The 17648-nt window shown below is 64.0% G+C and carries 18 protein-coding genes; 12 read left to right on the top strand and 6 right to left on the bottom strand.

Annotated elements, in window-relative coordinates:
• Window positions 1–125 precede the first annotated feature (125 nt).
• The 3 genes from PG887_RS15490 to PG887_RS15500 all read left to right on the top strand — a co-directional run bounded on the left by PG887_RS15490 (window position 126) and on the right by PG887_RS15500 (window position 1283).
• Window positions 126–551 carry a MarR family winged helix-turn-helix transcriptional regulator gene (locus PG887_RS15490; protein ID WP_167826217.1) on the top strand — a complete coding sequence of 142 codons (426 nt, stop codon included), beginning with the start codon at window positions 126–128 and terminating at the stop codon, window positions 549–551.
• A gap of 35 nt (window positions 552–586) precedes the next feature.
• Window positions 587–817: a hypothetical protein gene (locus PG887_RS15495; RefSeq protein ID WP_029313696.1), complete on the top strand. Its 231-nt coding sequence runs from the start codon at window positions 587–589 to the stop codon at window positions 815–817.
• A 148-nt stretch (window positions 818–965) separates the two neighbouring features.
• Window positions 966–1283 carry a hypothetical protein gene (locus tag PG887_RS15500; protein WP_041211026.1) on the top strand — a complete coding sequence of 106 codons (318 nt, stop codon included), beginning with the start codon at window positions 966–968 and terminating at the stop codon, window positions 1281–1283.
• Window positions 1284–1418: 135 nt separating this feature from the next.
• Here PG887_RS15500 and PG887_RS15505 read toward each other — a convergent pair whose 3' ends face one another.
• Entirely contained in the window at window positions 1419–1895 is a 477-nt protein-coding gene (locus PG887_RS15505) for an Lrp/AsnC family transcriptional regulator (RefSeq protein WP_010672894.1), read from the bottom strand.
• Between the two features lie 309 nt (window positions 1896–2204).
• Window positions 2205–2828, bottom strand: a complete 624-nt coding sequence (locus PG887_RS15510; RefSeq protein ID WP_041214535.1) for a helix-turn-helix transcriptional regulator — start codon at window positions 2826–2828, stop codon at window positions 2205–2207.
• Window positions 2829–2976: 148 nt separating this feature from the next.
• Between PG887_RS15510 and PG887_RS15515 the strand changes: the two genes are divergently transcribed.
• Together PG887_RS15515 and PG887_RS15520 are read left to right on the top strand one after the other, a co-directional pair.
• Window positions 2977–4215 (top strand): MFS transporter, encoded by a 1239-nt coding sequence (locus PG887_RS15515; RefSeq protein WP_223916048.1) that lies wholly within the window; start codon window positions 2977–2979, stop codon window positions 4213–4215.
• Between the two features lie 235 nt (window positions 4216–4450).
• Complete coding sequence (locus tag PG887_RS15520; RefSeq protein ID WP_109112599.1) at window positions 4451–5272, top strand: Cof-type HAD-IIB family hydrolase; 822 nt, start codon at window positions 4451–4453, stop codon at window positions 5270–5272.
• Between the two features lie 54 nt (window positions 5273–5326).
• On the opposite strand, the gene PG887_RS15525 is transcribed toward PG887_RS15520, so the two are convergent.
• Window positions 5327–5890, bottom strand: coding sequence for a DUF2799 domain-containing protein (locus PG887_RS15525; RefSeq protein WP_010672898.1), 564 nt, complete (start codon window positions 5888–5890; stop codon window positions 5327–5329).
• Between the two features lie 200 nt (window positions 5891–6090).
• Here PG887_RS15525 and PG887_RS15530 point away from each other — a divergent pair, with 200 nt between their 5' ends.
• The 3 genes from PG887_RS15530 (at window position 6091) to PG887_RS15540 (ending at window position 10179) form a co-directional block, all read left to right on the top strand.
• Window positions 6091–6930, top strand: coding sequence for an isopenicillin N synthase family dioxygenase (locus PG887_RS15530; RefSeq protein ID WP_202041183.1), 840 nt, complete (start codon window positions 6091–6093; stop codon window positions 6928–6930).
• A gap of 209 nt (window positions 6931–7139) precedes the next feature.
• Window positions 7140–8453, top strand: coding sequence for a sodium-dependent transporter (locus PG887_RS15535; RefSeq protein ID WP_270822175.1), 1314 nt, complete (start codon window positions 7140–7142; stop codon window positions 8451–8453).
• Between the two features lie 412 nt (window positions 8454–8865).
• On the top strand, window positions 8866–10179 hold the full coding sequence (locus PG887_RS15540; RefSeq protein ID WP_270822189.1) for a sodium-dependent transporter: 1314 nt from the start codon (window positions 8866–8868) through the stop codon (window positions 10177–10179).
• 36 nt (window positions 10180–10215) lie between these two features.
• On the opposite strand, the gene PG887_RS15545 is transcribed toward PG887_RS15540, so the two are convergent.
• From PG887_RS15545 to PG887_RS15555, 3 genes are all read right to left on the bottom strand, one after another.
• Window positions 10216–11853, bottom strand: a complete 1638-nt coding sequence (locus PG887_RS15545; protein WP_270822191.1) for a hypothetical protein — start codon at window positions 11851–11853, stop codon at window positions 10216–10218.
• A 142-nt stretch (window positions 11854–11995) separates the two neighbouring features.
• Window positions 11996–12460 carry a hypothetical protein gene (locus tag PG887_RS15550; RefSeq protein WP_201888901.1) on the bottom strand — a complete coding sequence of 155 codons (465 nt, stop codon included), beginning with the start codon at window positions 12458–12460 and terminating at the stop codon, window positions 11996–11998.
• 29 nt (window positions 12461–12489) lie between these two features.
• A complete protein-coding gene (locus tag PG887_RS15555) occupies window positions 12490–13863 on the bottom strand; it encodes an aminotransferase-like domain-containing protein (protein WP_270822193.1) in 1374 nt (457 codons plus the stop codon).
• 116 nt (window positions 13864–13979) lie between these two features.
• Between PG887_RS15555 and PG887_RS15560 the strand changes: the two genes are divergently transcribed.
• The 4 genes from PG887_RS15560 (at window position 13980) to PG887_RS15575 (ending at window position 17538) form a co-directional block, all read left to right on the top strand.
• Window positions 13980–14576, top strand: a complete 597-nt coding sequence (locus PG887_RS15560) for a LysE family translocator (RefSeq protein WP_039039402.1) — start codon at window positions 13980–13982, stop codon at window positions 14574–14576.
• A 102-nt stretch (window positions 14577–14678) separates the two neighbouring features.
• Window positions 14679–15269 (top strand): LysE family translocator, encoded by a 591-nt coding sequence (locus tag PG887_RS15565; protein WP_010672906.1) that lies wholly within the window; start codon window positions 14679–14681, stop codon window positions 15267–15269.
• A gap of 135 nt (window positions 15270–15404) precedes the next feature.
• Window positions 15405–16097 carry an aspartate/glutamate racemase family protein gene (locus PG887_RS15570; RefSeq protein WP_270822196.1) on the top strand — a complete coding sequence of 231 codons (693 nt, stop codon included), beginning with the start codon at window positions 15405–15407 and terminating at the stop codon, window positions 16095–16097.
• A gap of 226 nt (window positions 16098–16323) precedes the next feature.
• Window positions 16324–17538 carry an aldose 1-epimerase family protein gene (locus tag PG887_RS15575; RefSeq protein ID WP_270822197.1) on the top strand — a complete coding sequence of 405 codons (1215 nt, stop codon included), beginning with the start codon at window positions 16324–16326 and terminating at the stop codon, window positions 17536–17538.
• Window positions 17539–17648: the final 110 nt, after the last annotated feature.

Below are 17648 nucleotides of genomic sequence, written 5' to 3' on the forward strand. Positions count from 1 at the left end.
TGTTTGTGTGCAAACTAAAATCAGGGTAGTCCTGAACGCGGAGGCTGGCAACTGTTTTGTGTGCAAACTATTCAACCCCGAAGTTGATGGGGTATACTGCCCCCTTGTCGTCAGCGAGGTCCTCCATGAGCGAATTGAAAAAGCAGGTCTGTTTTGCCCTCTACAGCGCCTCCAATGCGGTGATGCGTGCCTATCGGCCGCTGCTGGACAAGCTGGATCTCACCTATACCCAGTACCTGGTGATGCTCTCGCTCTGGGCCCGGGACGAGGTCAGCCTCAAGGAGATAGGGCAGGAGACCGGACTGGATGCGGGTACCCTGACCCCCATCGTCAAGCGGCTGGAGAGCAAGGGGTGGCTGACCCGCACCGTCTCCCACGAGGATGAGCGGCAAAAGTGCATCAGCCTGACCGAGGCGGGACGCCAGTTGCAGCAGGAGGTCAGGGAGTGCTGTCTGGCGGACAGCTTGCGCAATCAGGTGGATCTGGCCGATGCTGAGTTGGCCCAGCTCAAGCTGCTTTGCGATCGCGTGGCGGCGCAGCTGGGGCGCTGATCCCTTTTCCCGTCAGGAGTGACCCGATGAAACCCATGCAATCCCTGCTCCCTCTGTTCGCCATCCTGCTGTGCGCCTGCGCCGATACCTCCTATCCCCGTTCCGAGTTGCAGATCGACGATGCCGATGCCTGGCAGGCCATCTGCAAGGACGGGGTCCGGGTGCGGGCGGTCACCGACGAGGGGATCTGTGCGGATCACCGCGGGGTGGCCATGTGGACAAATAAACCAAGGGCTGCACGGATGGCAGAAGAAGCGGCCAAGTAGTGTGACCTGTACGACATAAAATGACATGACCGGCCATGGGGCCGGTTTTTTTCGCGATCTTGCCAGCACTTTGGCACCTTGTTCATGGTGCACCCATTTTTCTCTTCCCATACTGGCCCTCAAGGTAGCAAACCAACAGGAGAGAGAGATGCAATCATCCATCGTCGGGCTCTCCATTCTGTGGGGGCTGGCCAGCTTTGGTGTTCAGGGGGATTTCATCGAGAGCCGTGATACCGCCTCCCCCTCCTGGCAGGCCGAGTCCAGAGTGGAGATGGAAGGGTACTTGATGGAGTCGTTGGGCGCCGATCGCTGGGTGTTCGACAACGGCAGCGAGAGCCTGGAAATCTCTCTGCCCAAAGGGCAGTGGGTGTCGACCGGTGAGCGGCTGCGGCTGCGCGGCGAACCCCTGCAGGAGCAGAGCGGCTGGTTGCTGCAGGTGCAGGATGTGAGCCAGGTCGAGGCATGACCAGGCGTTCGCCACCTGGCGGCGCGATGGCGCCCGGGGGCTGTGTTGACCGCGAATGCCCTTGATAGCAGAGACAAGAAGAGGAGGCCCTGGCCTCCTCTTGCTTTTGGTGCTCCCCGGATGCGGGGTGGGTTGTCAGCCCAGGTGGTTGAGAGGCAGGGCGGTCTTGTGTTTGATGCGGCGCAGCACGAAGCTCGAACGCACCCCGGTCACGCCGGAGATGTGGGTCAGCTTGTCCAGCAGGAAGTGCTGGTAGTGCTCCATGTCCCGCACCACCACCTTGAGCTGGTAATCCGCATCGTTGCCGGTGATGAGGTCGCACTCCAGCACCTCGGGCAGATCCTTGACGGCGCGATCGAAGTTCTCGAACCGCTCCGGAGTGTGCCTGTCCATGGAGATGTGAATGTAGGCGGTGAGGGTCAGCCCCAGCTGGCGGGCATTGAGCAGGGTGACATGTGTATCGATGAGACCGGCATCCTCCAGCGCCTTGACCCGGCGCGAGCAGGGGGAGGGAGAGAGCCCGACCAGCTCGGCCAGCTCCAGGTTGCTGATGCGGCCATTTTCCTGCATCAGCTCCAGAATATGCCTGTCTATACGATCAAGTTTCAGCATTCTCCGTACCTCTTCGCAATTACTAATCCACTTTTCCTAGATTAAGGGTGAACTATTGCAAAAACAACTGAAAATACCTGCTACTTCACAACCACTCACCGCATCGCAGGGAGTACCATGGTTACATCTTCCGGTGGCAAGACAGGCGCCCGACTAGGCACCTGTGGTGAAGGACCTTACCGGGTCAAGAGCCCCATCAGCCGTTCGACCTTATCGGGAAACAACGGGCTGGAACGAGAGCACCCCCTCCCCGAAGGCAACAAAGCAGGCATCCCGGCGCCTGCTTTGTTGTTTTTGCGTTCCGCCCGCTCAGGGGCGGGGCGGCCGGATGCGATAGAGACAGCGGCTGTCCCCCTCCAGCAGATACTGCTCCCGCTCCACCTCGGCCGGCGCCAGCAATCGGCGAAACAGCGCCAGCTCGCTGCGGCAAAAGCCCCGACAGGCTCTGGCCGCACTGCAGATGGGGCAGTGACTCTCCCACCACAGCCAGCTGCCGTCCTCCTCCTGCGACATGTCCGCCATATACCCCTCCTGGGTGCGCAGCGCCTTGAGCGTCATCAGCCTGTCTGCCAGCGCCGGCTGGGTCAGCCTGGATTCATAGCGTGCCTGCATCTGCTGCTCCCGCCGCGTGATGAGCTGCTCCATGCCCGCGTCGCCAAACACCTGCCGGATGTCGTCGATCAGCTGCAGGGTCAGATCGCCATGGGTGTCGGGGAAGCGTTGCCAGGCCTGGTCGGTGAGGTGCCACAGACGCACCGGGCGACCGCGGCCGCGGGCCTCGTCGCTAAACCCTACCCAGCCCTCGGACTCCAGGGCCATCAGGTGCTGGCGCGCCCCCATGGACGTCATCTGCAACTGGTCGCCGAGTTCGGCGGCGCTCTGGGGGCCGCGGGTTTTCAGCAGATAGAGGATCTTGTCGGTACTGGCGTTCATGGGAGCTCCGGTGGTGGGTATCGGTGCGGTGACCGCCTGGATGAGGTCATTATGGGTAGCAGGGGGATTTAAATCAACAATCTGCTTTACTTAATGGGCAGCCCCTCACAATTTAAATAAACCGATAACTTTATTTAATGAGGCGAAGATGGAAGGGATCAAGGGACAGGCGACCCTCTGGGTATTGGTGATGACGGTGACGCTGGCGGTGGCGGGGTTCAGCCTGCCTTCCCCCGTCCTGGCGCCGCTGCTGCTGGATCCGGCCCAGGGCATGCTGACGCCACAGGCGTCGGACTGGAGCCGCAAGGTGTGGCTTGGCGTCATCATGGGGCTCTATCCGTTGTTTCAACTGCTGGGGGCCCCCTTGCTTGGCCGCCTCTCCGATCGCCATGGGCGCAAGCCGGTGCTGACACTCTGTCTGGTGGGGGTGCTGGCGGGGTATGTGCTGATGGCCCTCGGCATCGCCTGGCGTTCCCTGCCGCTCTTGCTGCTGAGCCGGGTGGTGGAGGGCTTCTTCAACGGCGACATCGCCATCGTGCAGGCGATGGCGGCGGACATGAGCACGGCCAGGACCAAGGCACGCAACTTCGCCCGCATCAACATCGGCATGAACCTGGGCTGGGTGGTGGGCCCCATGATCGGAGGCTATGCGGCCGTGGTCTCGGGGGATTACAGCCTAGCGGCCTGGCTGGCGGTGGGGATGACGGTGATCAACCTGCTGCTGGTGCTCTGGCTGCTGCCCAATCGTCCCCCGGTGCCGGCGACCCGGGATGAGGTTCCTCTCTCGACCCGCCAACTGCTGCTGCAACCTCGTCTCCTGCCCTACTTTGCCCTGACCCTGGCAAGCTACGGGGCGGTGCAGCTCTACTTCACCTACTTCAATGTCTGGCTGGTGGAGCGGCTGGCATGGGATCCGGTGCAACTGGCCCAGGCCGCCGTGCTGGTGAGCGTGCCCATGATGCTGGGCTCCTGGATCGGTGAGCAGCTGGCACGGCACTGGCGCGGCAGCTCCCTTGGCATCGTCGGCCACCTGGTGATGGCGGCGGGCATGCTGATGTTCATCCTGCCGACCCAGTGGTGGGGGCTCGCGCTCACCTTCATCCCGGCCGGCATCGGCATGAGTCTGGGGGAGCTGGCCACCTCGGTGGCGGTCTCCAACCGCAGCCATGCCAGCCAGCAGGGGCAGGCGATGGGGCTCTACCGCGGTCTGGCTGTGGGCAGCGAGATCCTGGCGGTGGTGCTGGGCAGCCTGGTGCTGCTGGCGGGGACCGAGTGGCCCTTCTACCTGGCCGGCCTCTGCGGCGTGATCTGTGCCTTCGGTTTCTACGGATTGCGCAGACGGGCGGACAGGCGAAACATCGTGGCCGGGTGCGCCGAGGCGGGCTGACGAAGGGCGCGGGGATCACAGTTCGGCGACGGGATGGCGGGCCGGACTTGCATCGCGGCGCCGAGTCTGGGACGGTATGGCTCTTTGCTCCGCTGTTCCCGATCCCCGGTGAGCGCGTTTCCCATCATGGGCCTTGCCATGCCCAGTCCGCATTCCCGGCGGTGAGATGTGTCGTCATGGCACTGGAAACGGGAGGGGATGGCGCCGCACCCGTCTCGACATTCCTGGAGGTGATATGAGTCGTTATCAGGCCATTGCATTGGACATGGACGGTACCCTGCTGAACCGGGATCACAAGATCTCGTCCGCTACCCGGGCTGCCCTGGCCCAGGCCCGGGCCCACGACATCAAGGTGCTGCTGGTGACGGGTCGCCACTTCATGACGGCCCGTCCCTTCCACCACGAGCTGGCCCTCGACACCCCCATCATCTGCAGCAACGGTGCCTACCTCTATGATCCGGTGCAGGAGAGGATCCTCGCCGGGGATCCCCTGGCTGTGGCGCCTCTCACCACCCTGCTGGAGGAGGTGCAAGCCCAGCAGATGGGGGCGCTGTTCCACCTGGGGGACGGCATCGGCTACCTGGGCTGCGAGGAGCACGTGGGCCGGATGCGGCGCTGGTCGGCAACCCAGCCGGATCACCTCAAGGTCTCCCTGCTGCCCGCCGAGGATATCGAGTCCTGGTTGCAGTCCCCCATCTGGAAGCTGGAGTTGTTCAACCAGGATCCCGGCCGGTTGCACCGTTTCGTCGGGGAGGTGGTGGAGAGACTGCCCTTCACCCGTGACTGGGCGGCCCCCTATGCGGTGGAGCTGGTGCAGCCAGGTTGCAGCAAGGGCAACCGGCTGGCCCAGTGGGCGGCGAGCGAGGGGATCGCCATGGAGAACCTGGTGGCCTTTGGCGACAACAACAACGACATCAGCATGTTCGAGCAGGTGGGGCTGGCGGTGGCCATGGGCAATGCGGCGCCCCAGATCCAGGCCCATGCAGACCGGGTCACCGCGGATCACAACGAGGATGGCATCGCCCTGGCGTTGCAGCGCTGGGTCCTGCCCGCCTGAGGGGAAAAACAGTCTGCGGCATAAACAGAAAGGGGCCATGTCGGCCCCTTTTTGTCAGCTCCCGAAGGAGAACTGGATCACCCGATCCGGGAAGCGCAGCCGGTTGTAGTCCCGGTATACCCCTTCGTAGTGACGGATGGCGCGCTCGCGCTGGGCACGATAGTAGTCGCGCTGGCGGCTGTCGCTCTCGCCCCGGATCTGCTGATCCAGCTGGTGGATGCTCCGCTCGGTGCGCTCCAGCTCCTGCTGCAATTCGCCGAGGCGCTGCTCCAGCAGGTACTCCTTGCGGCCGCGCTCGAACTGGGTGAGGAAGCTGGTGTCGTTGGGGCAGACCCCCAGGTATTCGCTCCCCTCCCGTCCCTTGCTGTAGGCAAGCTCGGGGATGCAATAGAGCTCCAGCCCCTTGGCGTAGCCGCGCTGCCACTCCGCCTCATCCACTTTGAGGCCGTACTCCCCGCAGGTCTTCTGATAGTCGCGGGTGGCGCTCCGGGTCTTGCCCTGCTCCCCGTCCTGATAGCCCTGGTTGTACCAGCTCATGGCACGGCACTCCTCCTCCGAGAGGGAACTGCACCCGGCGAGCAGGAAGGGAAGGGTCAACAACAGGATCTTGGGGGACATGAGGGGGCTCCGACAGCAAAGGGGGTGGGGCATTCTAGAAGAGGAGGCCCGTCCGGGACAAGCACCGGGCGAGGGGGCCGTATCATGATGTTTTTATCAGTATTTTCAAGCCGTTGTAGACAGGCTTCCGGCAGCCTTTTCTTGCCGGGGGAGGCAGGGTAAACTGCGCCTACTTTTAACTGGCATGTAACATAAAAACAATGAAAGTCCTGACCGTCGATTATCGCTCCCCCGATGCGGCCGAGCGCTTCACCGAATCCCTGCGCACCACCGGCTTCGGGGTGCTGACTCACCACCCCATCCCGAAGGAGCTGGTGCAGTCCATCTATGACAACTGGTATCGCTTCTTCATGAGCGAACAGAAGCAGGATTTCCTGTTCAATCGCGAGACCCAGGACGGCTATTTCCCGCCCTCGGTGTCCGAGGTGGCCAAGGGTCACAGCCAGAAGGACATCAAGGAGTACTTCCACATCTATCCCTGGGGCCAGATGCCGGCAGATCTGAAAGAGCAGGCGATGGAGTACTACCGCCTCGCCAACGATCTGGCCGCCGAGCTGCTGGGCTGGGTGGAGCAACACACCCCGGGCGACATCGCCGCCCACTACAGCTGCCCGCTCTCCTCCATGATCGAAGAGAGCCACAAGACCCTGCTTCGGGTGCTGCACTACCCGCCCTTCGACGGCACCGAGGAGCCGGGCGCCATCCGCGCCGCCGCCCATGAAGACATCAACCTGCTGACCATTCTGCCCGCCTCCAACGAGCCGGGCCTGCAGGTGAAAGGTTCAGACGGGGAGTGGATGGACGTGCCCTGCGATTTCGGCACCCTCATCATCAACATCGGTGACATGCTGCAGGAGGCCTCCCGCGGCTACTACCCCTCCACCACCCACAGGGTCATCAACCCGACCGGGGGCAGTGCCGCCAAGTCCCGCATCTCCTTGCCGCTCTTCCTGCACCCCCGTCCGGACGTGGTGCTCTCGGAGCGTCACACCGCCCACAGCTATCTGATGGAGCGGTTGCGGGAGCTGGGGGTCATCTAATCCCGCCAGACCCGGGCAGACAACAAACCGGAGCATACCCGCTCCGGTTTTTATTATGTGGCACGATTGGAGGGTTATCCGAATTTTATTGGTTAATGATGCTAAAAACTGAGTTTTATATCGGATATACGCCGAGTGATTGCGCGCCTGCGGGCGTACTCTGAGCGCCATTTCGGGCCTCGCTGGCAGGCCCTTCCCGTGGAGTTCTTATGAAGCAGTCCCAATGGTCATCCCGGCTCGGTTACATCCTGGCCGCCGCAGGTTCCGCGGTCGGTCTCGGCGCCATCTGGAAGTTCCCCTATGTCACCGCCGCCAACGGTGGCGGCGCCTTCCTGCTGGTCTTTCTGCTGTTCAGCTTCACCCTGGGGGTGGCGGTGCTGATGGGGGAGACCCTGATCGGCAGCCTGACCCGGTGCGGGGTGGTGGGAGCCTTTGGTGAACTGATGGGCAGGCGCTGGCGCTGGGTCGGTGCCATGGGTTTGCTGTGCAGCCTGCTCATCTTCTGTTTCTACAGCGTGGTGGGCGGCTGGACCCTGGGGTACACGGGCATGGCCCTGGCGGGGGAGCTGCAACAGGGGGACGGCGCGGCACTGACCGCCCGTTTCAACGACTACGTCGGTGATCCGCTCTGGCCGGTGCTGACCCACCTGCTGTTTGCCGGCTTGACCTGGTGGTTCGTGCGGGGCGGCGTGCAACAAGGGGTGGAGCGCACCCTGCGTTGGATGATGCCGGCCCTCTTCATCATGATCCTGCTGCTGGTGGCCTTCGGCCTCACCCTGCCGGGCGCCATGGCCGGGGTGCGCCACTTCCTGATGCCCGATTTCAGCAAGCTCGGCATGTCGGGTGTGCTGGACGCCATGGGGCTGGCCTTTTTCTCCCTCTCCATCGGCCTTGGCATCCACACCACTTATGGCGCCTACCTGCCTTCCAGCGAAGGGGTCGGTCGCTCCAGCCTCTGGGTAGTGCTGCTGGCGAGCGTCATCGCCGTGCTGGCGGGCCTGATGATCTTCCCGGTACTGGCGGCGACCGGTATTGACCCGGCCTCGGGCCCGGGCCTCACCTTCATGACCATGCCGGCGGTGTTCCAGCAACTGCCCTTCGGCCAGGGGCTGGCGGTGGTGTTCTTCTCTCTGCTGGTGGTGGCGGCGCTCTCCTCCTCCATCTCCCTGCTGGAGCACTTGCAGTGCTTCCTGTGCGAGAGCCTGGGCTGGTCCCGCCGCGCGGCGTGCAACCTGGTCATTGCCCTGGTGATGGCGGGTGGCATCCCGGTGAGCCTGTCGTTCGGTCCCTGGGCCACCCTGACCCTGTTTGGCAAGAACATCTTCGAGTTGCTGGACTTCATCACCTCCAACCTGATGATGCCCCTGTTCGGGCTAACCCTGACGCTGCTGCTGGGCTGGCGGCTCGGTCGCCAGGCGCTGCCCGAAGGGCTGGCTCCCCACTGGCGGGCCCTGCTGATGGGCTGCTGGCGCTGGCTGGCTCCCCTGCTCATTGGCGGCATTCTGGTGCGCGGCCTGGTGTAGGGAGGGTTGGTCATCTCCGCCACTCCCCGGCCGGGCTGGCCGGGGAGTGGGGTGGCAGGATTGACTCTTTATAAAAATCTGTTAAATAAAAATAAACAGAGTAACGGTCTGTAATTTCGATATTTTGTTTTGGTTAAATCTGTTTTTGGTTCTGTTTTAGACTATTTTCTGTCAACTTCTCTTGCCATGGTTTAGGCTGTGGCTCCTTTTTACCGTGCAGGCGTCGCCCTTCCATGTCACCCCTTATCGCTCTCTGTGGCCGATTTAGCCCCTTCCTGGAGAGGTGACCTTGCAGGTGTCGTTTGTCTGACTGTTCATTGCAAAGGTCGCCCTCAGGCGGCCTTTTTTGTTGCGGCGCACACCGCGTCTAGCCATGGAGTATCGAACTGATGTTGTCTTGCCCGGAGGTTGTATGAGCCAGGTTCAGTGGTCTTCCCGTATTGGTCATGTGCTGGCGGCCGCCGGCTCGGCGATCGGCCTTGGCGCCATCTGGAAGTTTCCCTATGTGACAGCCACCAACGGGGGCGGTGCCTTCCTGCTGGTGTTCCTGCTCTTCAGCTTCACCCTGGGGGTCGCGGTGCTGGTGGGGGAGACCCTGCTCGGCAGCCGCAGCCAGCGCGGCGTGCTCGGCGCCTTCCACAAGCTGGTGGGGCCGAACTGGCGCTGGATGGGTTACATGGGGATCCTGTGTGGCTTCTTCATCTACAGCTTCTACAGCGTGGTGGGGGGCTGGACCGTCGGCTATGCGGCCCTGGCCGTGGGCGGCGAGCTCAACCTGAGTGAGGCGAGCACCCTCACCGCACTCTTTACCGGTTATGTGAGCGATCCCCTCTGGCCGGCCCTCACCCATCTCGTCTTCGCCGGGCTCACCTGGTGGTTCGTGCAGGGAGGGCTGCAACAGGGGGTAGAGCGGGCGCTGCGCTGGATGATGCCGGCCCTGTTCGTGATGATGCTGCTCCTGGTGGTGACCGGGCTCTCCATGCCGGGGGCCATGGCCGGGGTACGCCAGTTCCTGATGCCCGACTTTTCCCACCTGACGGGGCAGGGGGTGCTCGACGCCCTGGGGCTGGCGTTCTTCTCCCTCTCCATTGGCCTCGGGGTACACACCACCTATGGCGCCTACCTGCCGAGCAGTGACGGGGCGCTGCGCTCCGGGGTCTGGGTGGTCACCCTGGCGAGCTGCATCTCGGTGCTGGCGGGGCTGATGATCTTCCCGGTGCTGGCCTCCACCGGCATCGATCCTGCCGCCGGCCCCGGCCTCACCTTCATGACCATGCCGGCGGTGTTCAACCACCTGCCGTTCGGTCAGGGGCTGGCGGTGATCTTCTTCCTGCTGCTGCTGGTGGCGGCGCTCTCCTCCTCCATCTCCATGCTGGAGCACCTGGTGCGCTTCACCACCGAGAAGTGGGGCTGGTCGCGCCGCAATGCCTGCCGGGTGCTGACCCTGCTCATCATGGCCTGCGGCATTCCGGTCAGTCTGTCATTCGGGCCCTGGGCGGACTACACCCTGTTTGGCAAAACCCTGTTCGATCTGCTGGATTACCTCACCTCCAACCTGATGATGCCCCTGTTCGGTCTGGTGCTGACCCTGCTGCTTGGCTGGAAGCTGGGGGACAGTATTGTGCCTGCGGATCTCTCGCCGCTGATGCGTGGTGCGCTGCTCTGGTGCTGGCGGCTGGTCGCCCCCCTGCTGATCGCGGGGATCCTGGTGCGGGGCTTGTTGTAACACACCTGCCAGGGCGGCATGCACCGCCCTGGATGGCTACAGGCCCTGATGGGGACCGAGGGGCGGCAGTTTGGGGGCCAGGTGGGATCTCACCTGTTGCAGGGTCTCCCGATAGGCGTTCCCATAGTGTTCCAGGAAGGCGGCACTGTGGTTGAGACGCTGCTCCAGCCTGTCCACCAGGCGGGCCACCGCCGGGGCCGCCATGCCAGCGGGCCAGCACTGGGTCAGCAATACCAGCAGTTGCCAGGCATCCCCCGCCTGGGCCGGGAATCGCTCCTGCAGGGTCAGTGCGCTCTGCACGGCGAGCTGGAGCTGACCCGTGGTCATGGCCCGTTGCCGCTCCTCGCGCAGCTGGGTCAGCTGCTGCTCCCGCTGCGCCAGTTGCCGCGCCAGATCGTCGACCACCTGCAAAATGAGCCCCTGCAGCAGCGGGGTCTGTGCCACCGGTCCCTGATACTGGCCGAGCTGGGCCAGATAACGCTGGGCATGGTGGGGAAGCCCGCAGAACTGGCTGACGGCCACTCCGAGCAACTGGTTGAGGTGATTGTCCCGCGCTGCCTCCGGCGGGTGCTTGGCCAGCAGCATCAAGGCGTCATCGAATCGATAATCCAGACCCAGCATCAGGGCGCGCAGCAGCCCCTCCTCGTGGGCCCGCAGGGTCACGGCCTGCTGGCCGAGCTCCTCCAGGGCCTGCTGCAGCTCATGAACTCTGGCCTCTCCCGGTGGATGCCAGAGCACCGCCAGGGTCGCATCCAGCAGGCAGCGTTCGACGGAGTGGCGAAACGTCTGTTTGGGGAAGTAGCGCAGGATGAAATCGCTGGCCTGCGCCAGCACCTGACCTTCATCCCTTCGCAGCAAGGCCAGCAAAATGACCACCTGGCGCCACTGCGGCTGCCAGGGGCAGCGTTGCAGCAAGCCTGACAAGGTTTCCCAGGCAGGATCCCACTGCGCCTCGTGCAGTTGGCAGGCGAGAACCAGCGCCTGATGGATGACGGGGGGCAGTCGCTCCCGGTTGCGGGCCAGATCCTTGTGGGCGCTCTCCACCCGGTTCAGCCCGAGCAGAGCCTGGTTCAGTCCCTGGCGTGGCCACCAGGCATCGTGCTCCGTGGTGCAGATGGCGTAGTGCTGGGCGGCCTGCACCCGTTCCCCGGCTTGCAGCAGCATGTAGCCCTTTACCCTGTCCATCTGTGCTTCCAGCCCCTTGTGGCTGGCGTGCCGGTAAAGCAGATCCTCGCACTGGGCGCAGGCGCTGCGCCACTCCCTGAGCGCCATGGGGGGGGCCAGGGGGCGGGTCACCGTGGTCAGTGCCAGCAGCGCTTGCAGGCTGTGCGCCAGCTGCTCCGTGGTGAAGGGCACGGCCAGACGCAGGGCGAAATAGAGGTCGGAGGGGGGGAACTGGCCGGTGTCCTCGTCCTGCTCCAGCAGCAGGAGCACGCAGCCGGGCGCGAGCAGGCCCAGGTGCTGTGCTTCATGCAGCAGCCTGACTCCCTCGTGGGCCTGGTGGTGATACTGGCGGCAAAGAATGGCATCGAAGGCGTGCTGGCGCAGCAGGGCGGGCAGGCTTGCAATCTCTTTGCAGTGGAACAGCTCGGTGGGGGGCAGCCCCAGATCACTCAGTCCCTGGGTGAGGGTCGAGCCCATCATGGCATCGTCTTCGATGAGGAGGATCTGCATCTTTGACGCTCCTTCGCCGGTCGGGGGTGGCGAGGTTGGATTCAAAGTTAGCCTCCACTCTCCCGCGAGAGCCAGAGGGGGTCAATACCCCACCTGGGTCAGGAATGGCTCAGTGCCAGCCTTGGGCAGGGCAAAGAAAGCATCACTGAAGGCCGGGCCCCCTGGCCGAGAAGGGGCAGTCCCGCTGGGGGACACGCAGCTCCCCGGCTCCCGACTTTCCCTGCCAGGCGAGCTCGAGCTGGCCCAGGCGCCCGAGGCGGCGCAGCTCGAACTCGTAGCGCAGGCAGGGGTTGTCGGTGGGCAGCTGTGTCATCCCGGCGGGCAGTCGGTAGTCGTAGCGCAGCAGAGGGCCATCTTGCAGCCAGCTCTGCACGGGCACCAGCCCCTCCGCCGTCGGTGCGGGGGCCTTGAGATAGCGGCGCAGCGCCACCGGGGCGTCGATGGCTTTTTGATAGTGAAGGCCGTTCATGGCTGCCAACTCCTCCTCCAGCCGCGTCAGCTCCCCCTCCAGTCCGCTCAGGGCGGCGCCAAGCTGTTGATGGGCCGGGGAGGCGCAGCCTCCCAGCAGCAGGGTCGCGATCAGCAGGGCGGGACGGACGGCAGACATGAAGGTTCCTCGGGTGCCAGGGTCAATGACTATAGCAGGGGATTGGTGGGCGGCGTGCCCCTCAGCAGCCCGGCGAGGCGCTCCAGCCCTTCGGCGACGCGGGCGTCGGTGGCGGGCTGACTCAGGCTGAGGCGTACTCCCTGCGGGGCGGCAAACTGGCCGGCGGCGAAGTGTTCTCCGCTGGCGACCCCCACGTCAAGGGCGTTGGCGGCCTCCGCAAACTCCTGGCTGCGCCAGGGCTCGGGCAGCGGCAGCCAGGCGTGCATAGACCCCGGCTGCCAGCGTGCTCCCGGCAACAGGTGGCGCAGGAGCTCACCCCGGTGCGCCAGGATTTTTCGCTGGTGTTCGATGAGCGGCATGATCTGGCGCTGGCTCACCAGCTTGCAGGCCAGCTCGATGAGCAGCGGACTCACCATCCAGCTCGACAGCCGCATCGCCTGGGCGAAGCCGTTACGAAGGGCGGGAGGGGACAACACGAAGCCGACCCGCAGGCCGCCGCAGGCTATCTTGGCGAGACTGCCGAGGTAGATGACCCGCTCCGGTGCCAGGTTGACCAGGGGAGGGAGCGCACTTTCGGGCAGCAGGCCGTTGACGTCATCCTCGACGATCAGCAGATCGTGGCGACGGGCGATGGCGACGATGGCGTCGCGTCGCGCCAGGCTCATGGTGGCCGTGGTGGGGTTTTGCAGGGTGGGGGTGAGGTAGAGCAGCTTGGCCCGGCGGGTACGGCACGCGGCATCCAGCGCCTCTGGCAGCAGTCCCTCCTCATCCATCGCCAGTCCCACCACCTGATTCTTGAGCTGGTGTGCATTGCCCAGCATGCCGGGGTAGCTCAGTCCCTCGCAAAACAGGGTCTCTCCCACGCAGCCGGTGGCCAGCAGGGCCAGCATGATGCCGTGCTGGGCACCATGGCTGAACAGCAGGCGATCTTCGCTCGCCGTGATGCCCTGCTCGGCGAGCCAGTCGACAAACAGCTGGCGCTGTGCGGGGCGTCCCGCCTCCTTGTCATAGCCAAGCAGGCCGTTGAGATCCCCCTGCGCCAGCTCGGTGAGCAGGGGCCTGATGATGGCGCCCCTGTCCAGCTGGACCGGGAGGTTCTGCCACAGCTCGATGCGCTGGCTGTCTTCATTGCGGATCACCCATTCGTTGGCGGGATCCGCCGCTCCCCTGACCCAGGTGCCGTGCCCGACCCGGGCCGCCAGCAGGCCCCGTCGCTCCGCCTCGGTGTAGGCGCGGGTGACGGTGCCCACGGTGACCCCCAGCTTGTCTGCCAGGGCCCTGTGGGTCGGCAGCCGGGTCTCGGGTGAGAGGATGCCGGTGGAGATGGCCTGCTCGATGGCCTTGACCAGTTTGAGGTAGAGGGGCCCCTCGAAAGGGGTGAGGTCGGGCGTCCAGATTGTCATGGTGACAATAAATCCATTGATCCAAGATTGTCCGCAATATAGCGTGATTATCAGTCTTTACACAACTAACAAGCACACATTGTATCGGTACAATGTGGCGAGAAAGGAGTCTCCCCATGACCATCGAATGGTATGCCACCCTGTTTGGCTTCGCCCTGCTCACCTGCGGCACGCCAGGGCCGAACAACCTGATGTTGACGGCGTCCGGCGCCAACTTCGGCGTGCGTCGCACCCTGCCCCATCTCATCGGGGTGGCGGTGGGCCAGCCTGTGCTGCAACTGGTGCTGGCGCTCGGCTTCTATCCGCTGTTCGAGCGCTGGCCCCTGCTCAAGCTGAGCCTGCAGGTGCTGGGCAGCCTTTACCTGCTGTGGCTGGCGTGGCGCATCGCGGTGGCAGGCGCCCCCGGAGATCCCGCCAGCCGTGCCCGCCCCTTGACCCTGCTTGAAGGGCTGGGCTTCCAGTTCCTCAATCCCAAGGCGTGGATGATGGGGATCTCGGCCATCAGTCTGTTCAGCCTGCCGGGGAGCGACTACTGGCCGAGCATGTGGGGCATCATGAGTGTCTTCCCCATGGCGGGGTTCCCGGTCTGCTTCGCCTGGGTGATGTTTGGCCATCAGCTCAGCCGCTGGATCAACTCGGACAAGGGGTGGCGTCGTCTCAACGGCAGCCTGGGTGCCTTGACCGCCCTGTGCGTGGTGATGCTCTGGTATTAACAGCACCTTGATTATTCATGCAAAGAAAATGCATTGCTGACCTTGTCGTCAGGGCGTCGGCTCTGCATATTAGGAGGCTTGCCGTATCTGAACGAGGTTGAGATGGATCTGAACTGGTTGCTCCCCCTGGCGGGCTTTGCCCTTATCACCTGTGGCACGCCGGGCCCCAACAACATGCTGCTCACCAGTGCCGGGGCCGCCCAGGGGTTTCGCCGCTCCGTGCCTCTGCTGGTGGGGGTGGTGGGGGGCATCAACCTGATGATCCTGGCCACGGCCCTGGGGCTCGGGGTGGTGTTCGAGCGTCTGCCCCTGCTGCACGACGGCCTCAAGCTGGTGGGGTCGGCCTACCTGCTCTGGCTGGCCTGGAAGGTGGCCAACGCCAGTGGCCCGGCGGAGGGGAACCGGCCGCTCATCCCGGCCCATCAGGGGGCCATGCTGCAACTGCTCAACCCCAAGGCCTGGATGATGGCGCTCTCCGCCATCAGCGGCTTCACCCTGGCGGGGGAGGCTTACTGGCCGTCCGCGGGCTGGGTGCTCGGCATTTTCTTCGTGACCGGCCTCTATACCGGTGCCTTCTGGGTGCTGTTCGGTGCCCAGGTGCGCCGCCTCATCCGCACCGCCACCGGCTGGCGTCGTTTCAATCTGGGCATGGGGCTCGCCACGGCGGCCTGCGTGCTGATGATCTGGGTTTAGGCCTCGGCCTGAGCCTTTACCGGCTGTCTTGTTGGCCCTTCGGGGCCTTTTTTATTGCCGGGGCGGTGCAATCAAACGCGCCCCCTGAGGGATTGCGGCATTGGTTTGCATCATCGGGTTACATAAGGAGATCCCATGAAATGTATCGGTCTGCTGGGTGGCATGAGCTGGGAGTCCACCGTCAGCTATTACCAGGCCCTCAACCGGGGGGTACGCGAGCGGCTCGGCGGTCTGCACTCGGCGCGGGTGCTGCTGAGCAGCGTGGATTTTGCCGGGATAGAGCGGTTGCAGCACTCCGGTGACTGGCCCGCCACCGCCCGTCTGCTGGCGGCCGAGGCCAGGGCCATCCAGGCCGGTGGCGCCGATTTCCTGCTGATCGGAACCAACACCATGCACAAGGTGGCGCCGGAGATCGAGGCCGCCATCGACATTCCCCTGCTCCACATCGCCGATGCCACGGCCCATCGCCTCCAGGCCGACGGGGTGACCCGGGTGGGTTTGCTCGGCACCCGCTTCACCATGGAGCAGGATTTCTACAAGGGGCGGCTCCAGGAGCGTTTCGGGCTGGAGGTGCTGGTGCCTGATGACGCTGCACGGGAGCGGGTGCACCGCATCATCTATGACGAGCTCTGCCTCGGCGATATTCGCGAGTCGTCTCAGGCCGAGTATCTGGCCATCATGGCCGATCTGGCACAGGCCGGTGCCCAGGCGGTGATCCTGGGTTGCACTGAAATCGCCCTGCTGGTGGGGGCGTGCCAGGCCGCCGTGCCTCTCTATGACACCACCGCCATCCACGCCGAAGCCGCGGTGACGCTGGCACTTGCCTGATGTGGTGCGGGCGGGGTGAGGGGGGCGCCCTCTCGGCGCCCGCCTGTTTTTTCCTCCTTTCATAACTGTGAGTCAGCCTTCATTTCAGCAGGGCTGAAGCCGTTTTTATTGTCAATCGGCTCACATTTCCTCTTTTTGTCTCTTGAGTCCGGGGCGTCAGACGCCTAGTTTTCGATCACTGAAACGATTCAGCTTTCACAAAAACAAGAGACACGAGGATAAATCCATGTTGAAGAAACTCTCCATTGCCGTGCTGCTTGCCCTGGGCGCCACCGCGGGTCACGCCGCCGAATTTCTGCTGACCGACTCCCAGCAAGGGCTGGATGTGGGGGACTGGAAGATCACCAGCGAGAAGCTCGGCATCAAGAGCCCGGTTCCCTTCACCATCGAGAAGAAACGCCTGCACGGCGGCCGCCAGGAAGGGGTGGATCTGCTCATCGTCGACAACGGCGTCATGAAGATCACCCTGGTGCCGACCCGCGGCATGGGGATCAAGGAGGTCAAGGCGGCGGATCTGCGCCTAGGCTGGGATTCACCGGTCAAGGAGGTGGTCAACCCCGCTTTCATCGATCTCGAGAGCCGTGGCGGCCTCGGCTGGCTCGACGGCTTCAACGAGATGCTGGTGCGCTGCGGCTACGAGTGGACGGGTCATCCCGGAGTGGATGACGACGGCCGCCTCAAGAGCCTCCATGGCCGGGTGCAGAACATTCCCGCCTCCGTGGTCAGCGTGACCGTGGACGAAGAGTCGCCCTATGCCATCCACGTGCTGGGCCGGGTGGACGAGCGCACCTTCAAGATGAGCGAACTGGTCACCTGGACCCAGCTGAGCGTGGTGCCCGGTCAGGCGGAGTTTGCCCTGCAGGACAAGCTGACCAACCACGCGGATTACGAGAACGAGTACCAGATCATCTATCACGGTAACTTCGGGGCCCCCATTCTGGAGGAGGGATCCAGGGTGAGCACGCCGGTGAAGCAGATCTCCCCGTTCAATGACTACGCCAAGGCCGGACTCAAGGGTTGGCAAACCTATCTGGGGCCCACCAAGGGCTTCGACGAGATGGTGTTCAACCTGGTGCCCTACAGCGACGCCGACGGCAATACCCTGGCAGTGCTGAACAACCGGGCCGGCAACGCCGGAGTGGCAGTGGGCTACAACACCCGACAGCTGCCGGTGCTGACCCTGTGGAAGAACACCGACACCCGGGCCCAGGGCTATGTGACCGGCATCGAACCCGGTACCAGCTATGCCTACAGCACCAAGTACCAGCGCCCGCTCGGGCTGGTCCCCAAGATCCAGCCGGGGGAGACCAAGACCTTCGATCTGACCTATCGCCTGCTGCAAAATGCCGACGAGGTGAAGCAGGCCCTGGCCCAGGTGGAGAAGATCCAGGGCGGTCGGGCCACCGAGCTGCGCGAGCAACCCCTGGTCAAGCTGCCATAAGGGAGAGACGCCCAGCAAAAAGCCGCTCCATGAGCGCAATGCTGTTCACTTAAGCGGAGCCGCATTGCGATTTACCGGAAAACGGGTCTTTGATATCTTCACCGCCCTGG

Origin of the sequence: Aeromonas sp. QDB14 (assembly GCF_027707845.1) — a bacterium.
GTDB classification, from domain to species: domain Bacteria; phylum Pseudomonadota; class Gammaproteobacteria; order Enterobacterales; family Aeromonadaceae; genus Aeromonas; species Aeromonas caviae.

Coding starts and splice junctions, on each gene's coding strand:
- PG887_RS15535 (WP_270822175.1), top strand. CDS start 7,140: ATGAAGCAGTCCCAATGGTCATCCCGGCTCGGTTACATCCTGGCCGCC.
- PG887_RS15500 (WP_041211026.1), top strand. CDS start 966: ATGCAATCATCCATCGTCGGGCTCTCCATTCTGTGGGGGCTGGCCAGC.
- PG887_RS15490 (WP_167826217.1), top strand. CDS start 126: ATGAGCGAATTGAAAAAGCAGGTCTGTTTTGCCCTCTACAGCGCCTCC.
- PG887_RS15565 (WP_010672906.1), top strand. CDS start 14,679: ATGGATCTGAACTGGTTGCTCCCCCTGGCGGGCTTTGCCCTTATCACC.
- PG887_RS15555 (WP_270822193.1), bottom strand. CDS start 13,863: ATGACAATCTGGACGCCCGACCTCACCCCTTTCGAGGGGCCCCTCTAC.
- PG887_RS15505 (WP_010672894.1), bottom strand. CDS start 1,895: ATGCTGAAACTTGATCGTATAGACAGGCATATTCTGGAGCTGATGCAG.
- PG887_RS15540 (WP_270822189.1), top strand. CDS start 8,866: ATGAGCCAGGTTCAGTGGTCTTCCCGTATTGGTCATGTGCTGGCGGCC.
- PG887_RS15575 (WP_270822197.1), top strand. CDS start 16,324: ATGTTGAAGAAACTCTCCATTGCCGTGCTGCTTGCCCTGGGCGCCACC.
- PG887_RS15570 (WP_270822196.1), top strand. CDS start 15,405: ATGAAATGTATCGGTCTGCTGGGTGGCATGAGCTGGGAGTCCACCGTC.
- PG887_RS15510 (WP_041214535.1), bottom strand. CDS start 2,828: ATGAACGCCAGTACCGACAAGATCCTCTATCTGCTGAAAACCCGCGGC.
- PG887_RS15520 (WP_109112599.1), top strand. CDS start 4,451: ATGAGTCGTTATCAGGCCATTGCATTGGACATGGACGGTACCCTGCTG.
- PG887_RS15515 (WP_223916048.1), top strand. CDS start 2,977: ATGGAAGGGATCAAGGGACAGGCGACCCTCTGGGTATTGGTGATGACG.
- PG887_RS15495 (WP_029313696.1), top strand. CDS start 587: ATGCAATCCCTGCTCCCTCTGTTCGCCATCCTGCTGTGCGCCTGCGCC.
- PG887_RS15560 (WP_039039402.1), top strand. CDS start 13,980: ATGACCATCGAATGGTATGCCACCCTGTTTGGCTTCGCCCTGCTCACC.
- PG887_RS15525 (WP_010672898.1), bottom strand. CDS start 5,890: ATGTCCCCCAAGATCCTGTTGTTGACCCTTCCCTTCCTGCTCGCCGGG.
- PG887_RS15550 (WP_201888901.1), bottom strand. CDS start 12,460: ATGTCTGCCGTCCGTCCCGCCCTGCTGATCGCGACCCTGCTGCTGGGA.
- PG887_RS15530 (WP_202041183.1), top strand. CDS start 6,091: ATGAAAGTCCTGACCGTCGATTATCGCTCCCCCGATGCGGCCGAGCGC.
- PG887_RS15545 (WP_270822191.1), bottom strand. CDS start 11,853: ATGCAGATCCTCCTCATCGAAGACGATGCCATGATGGGCTCGACCCTC.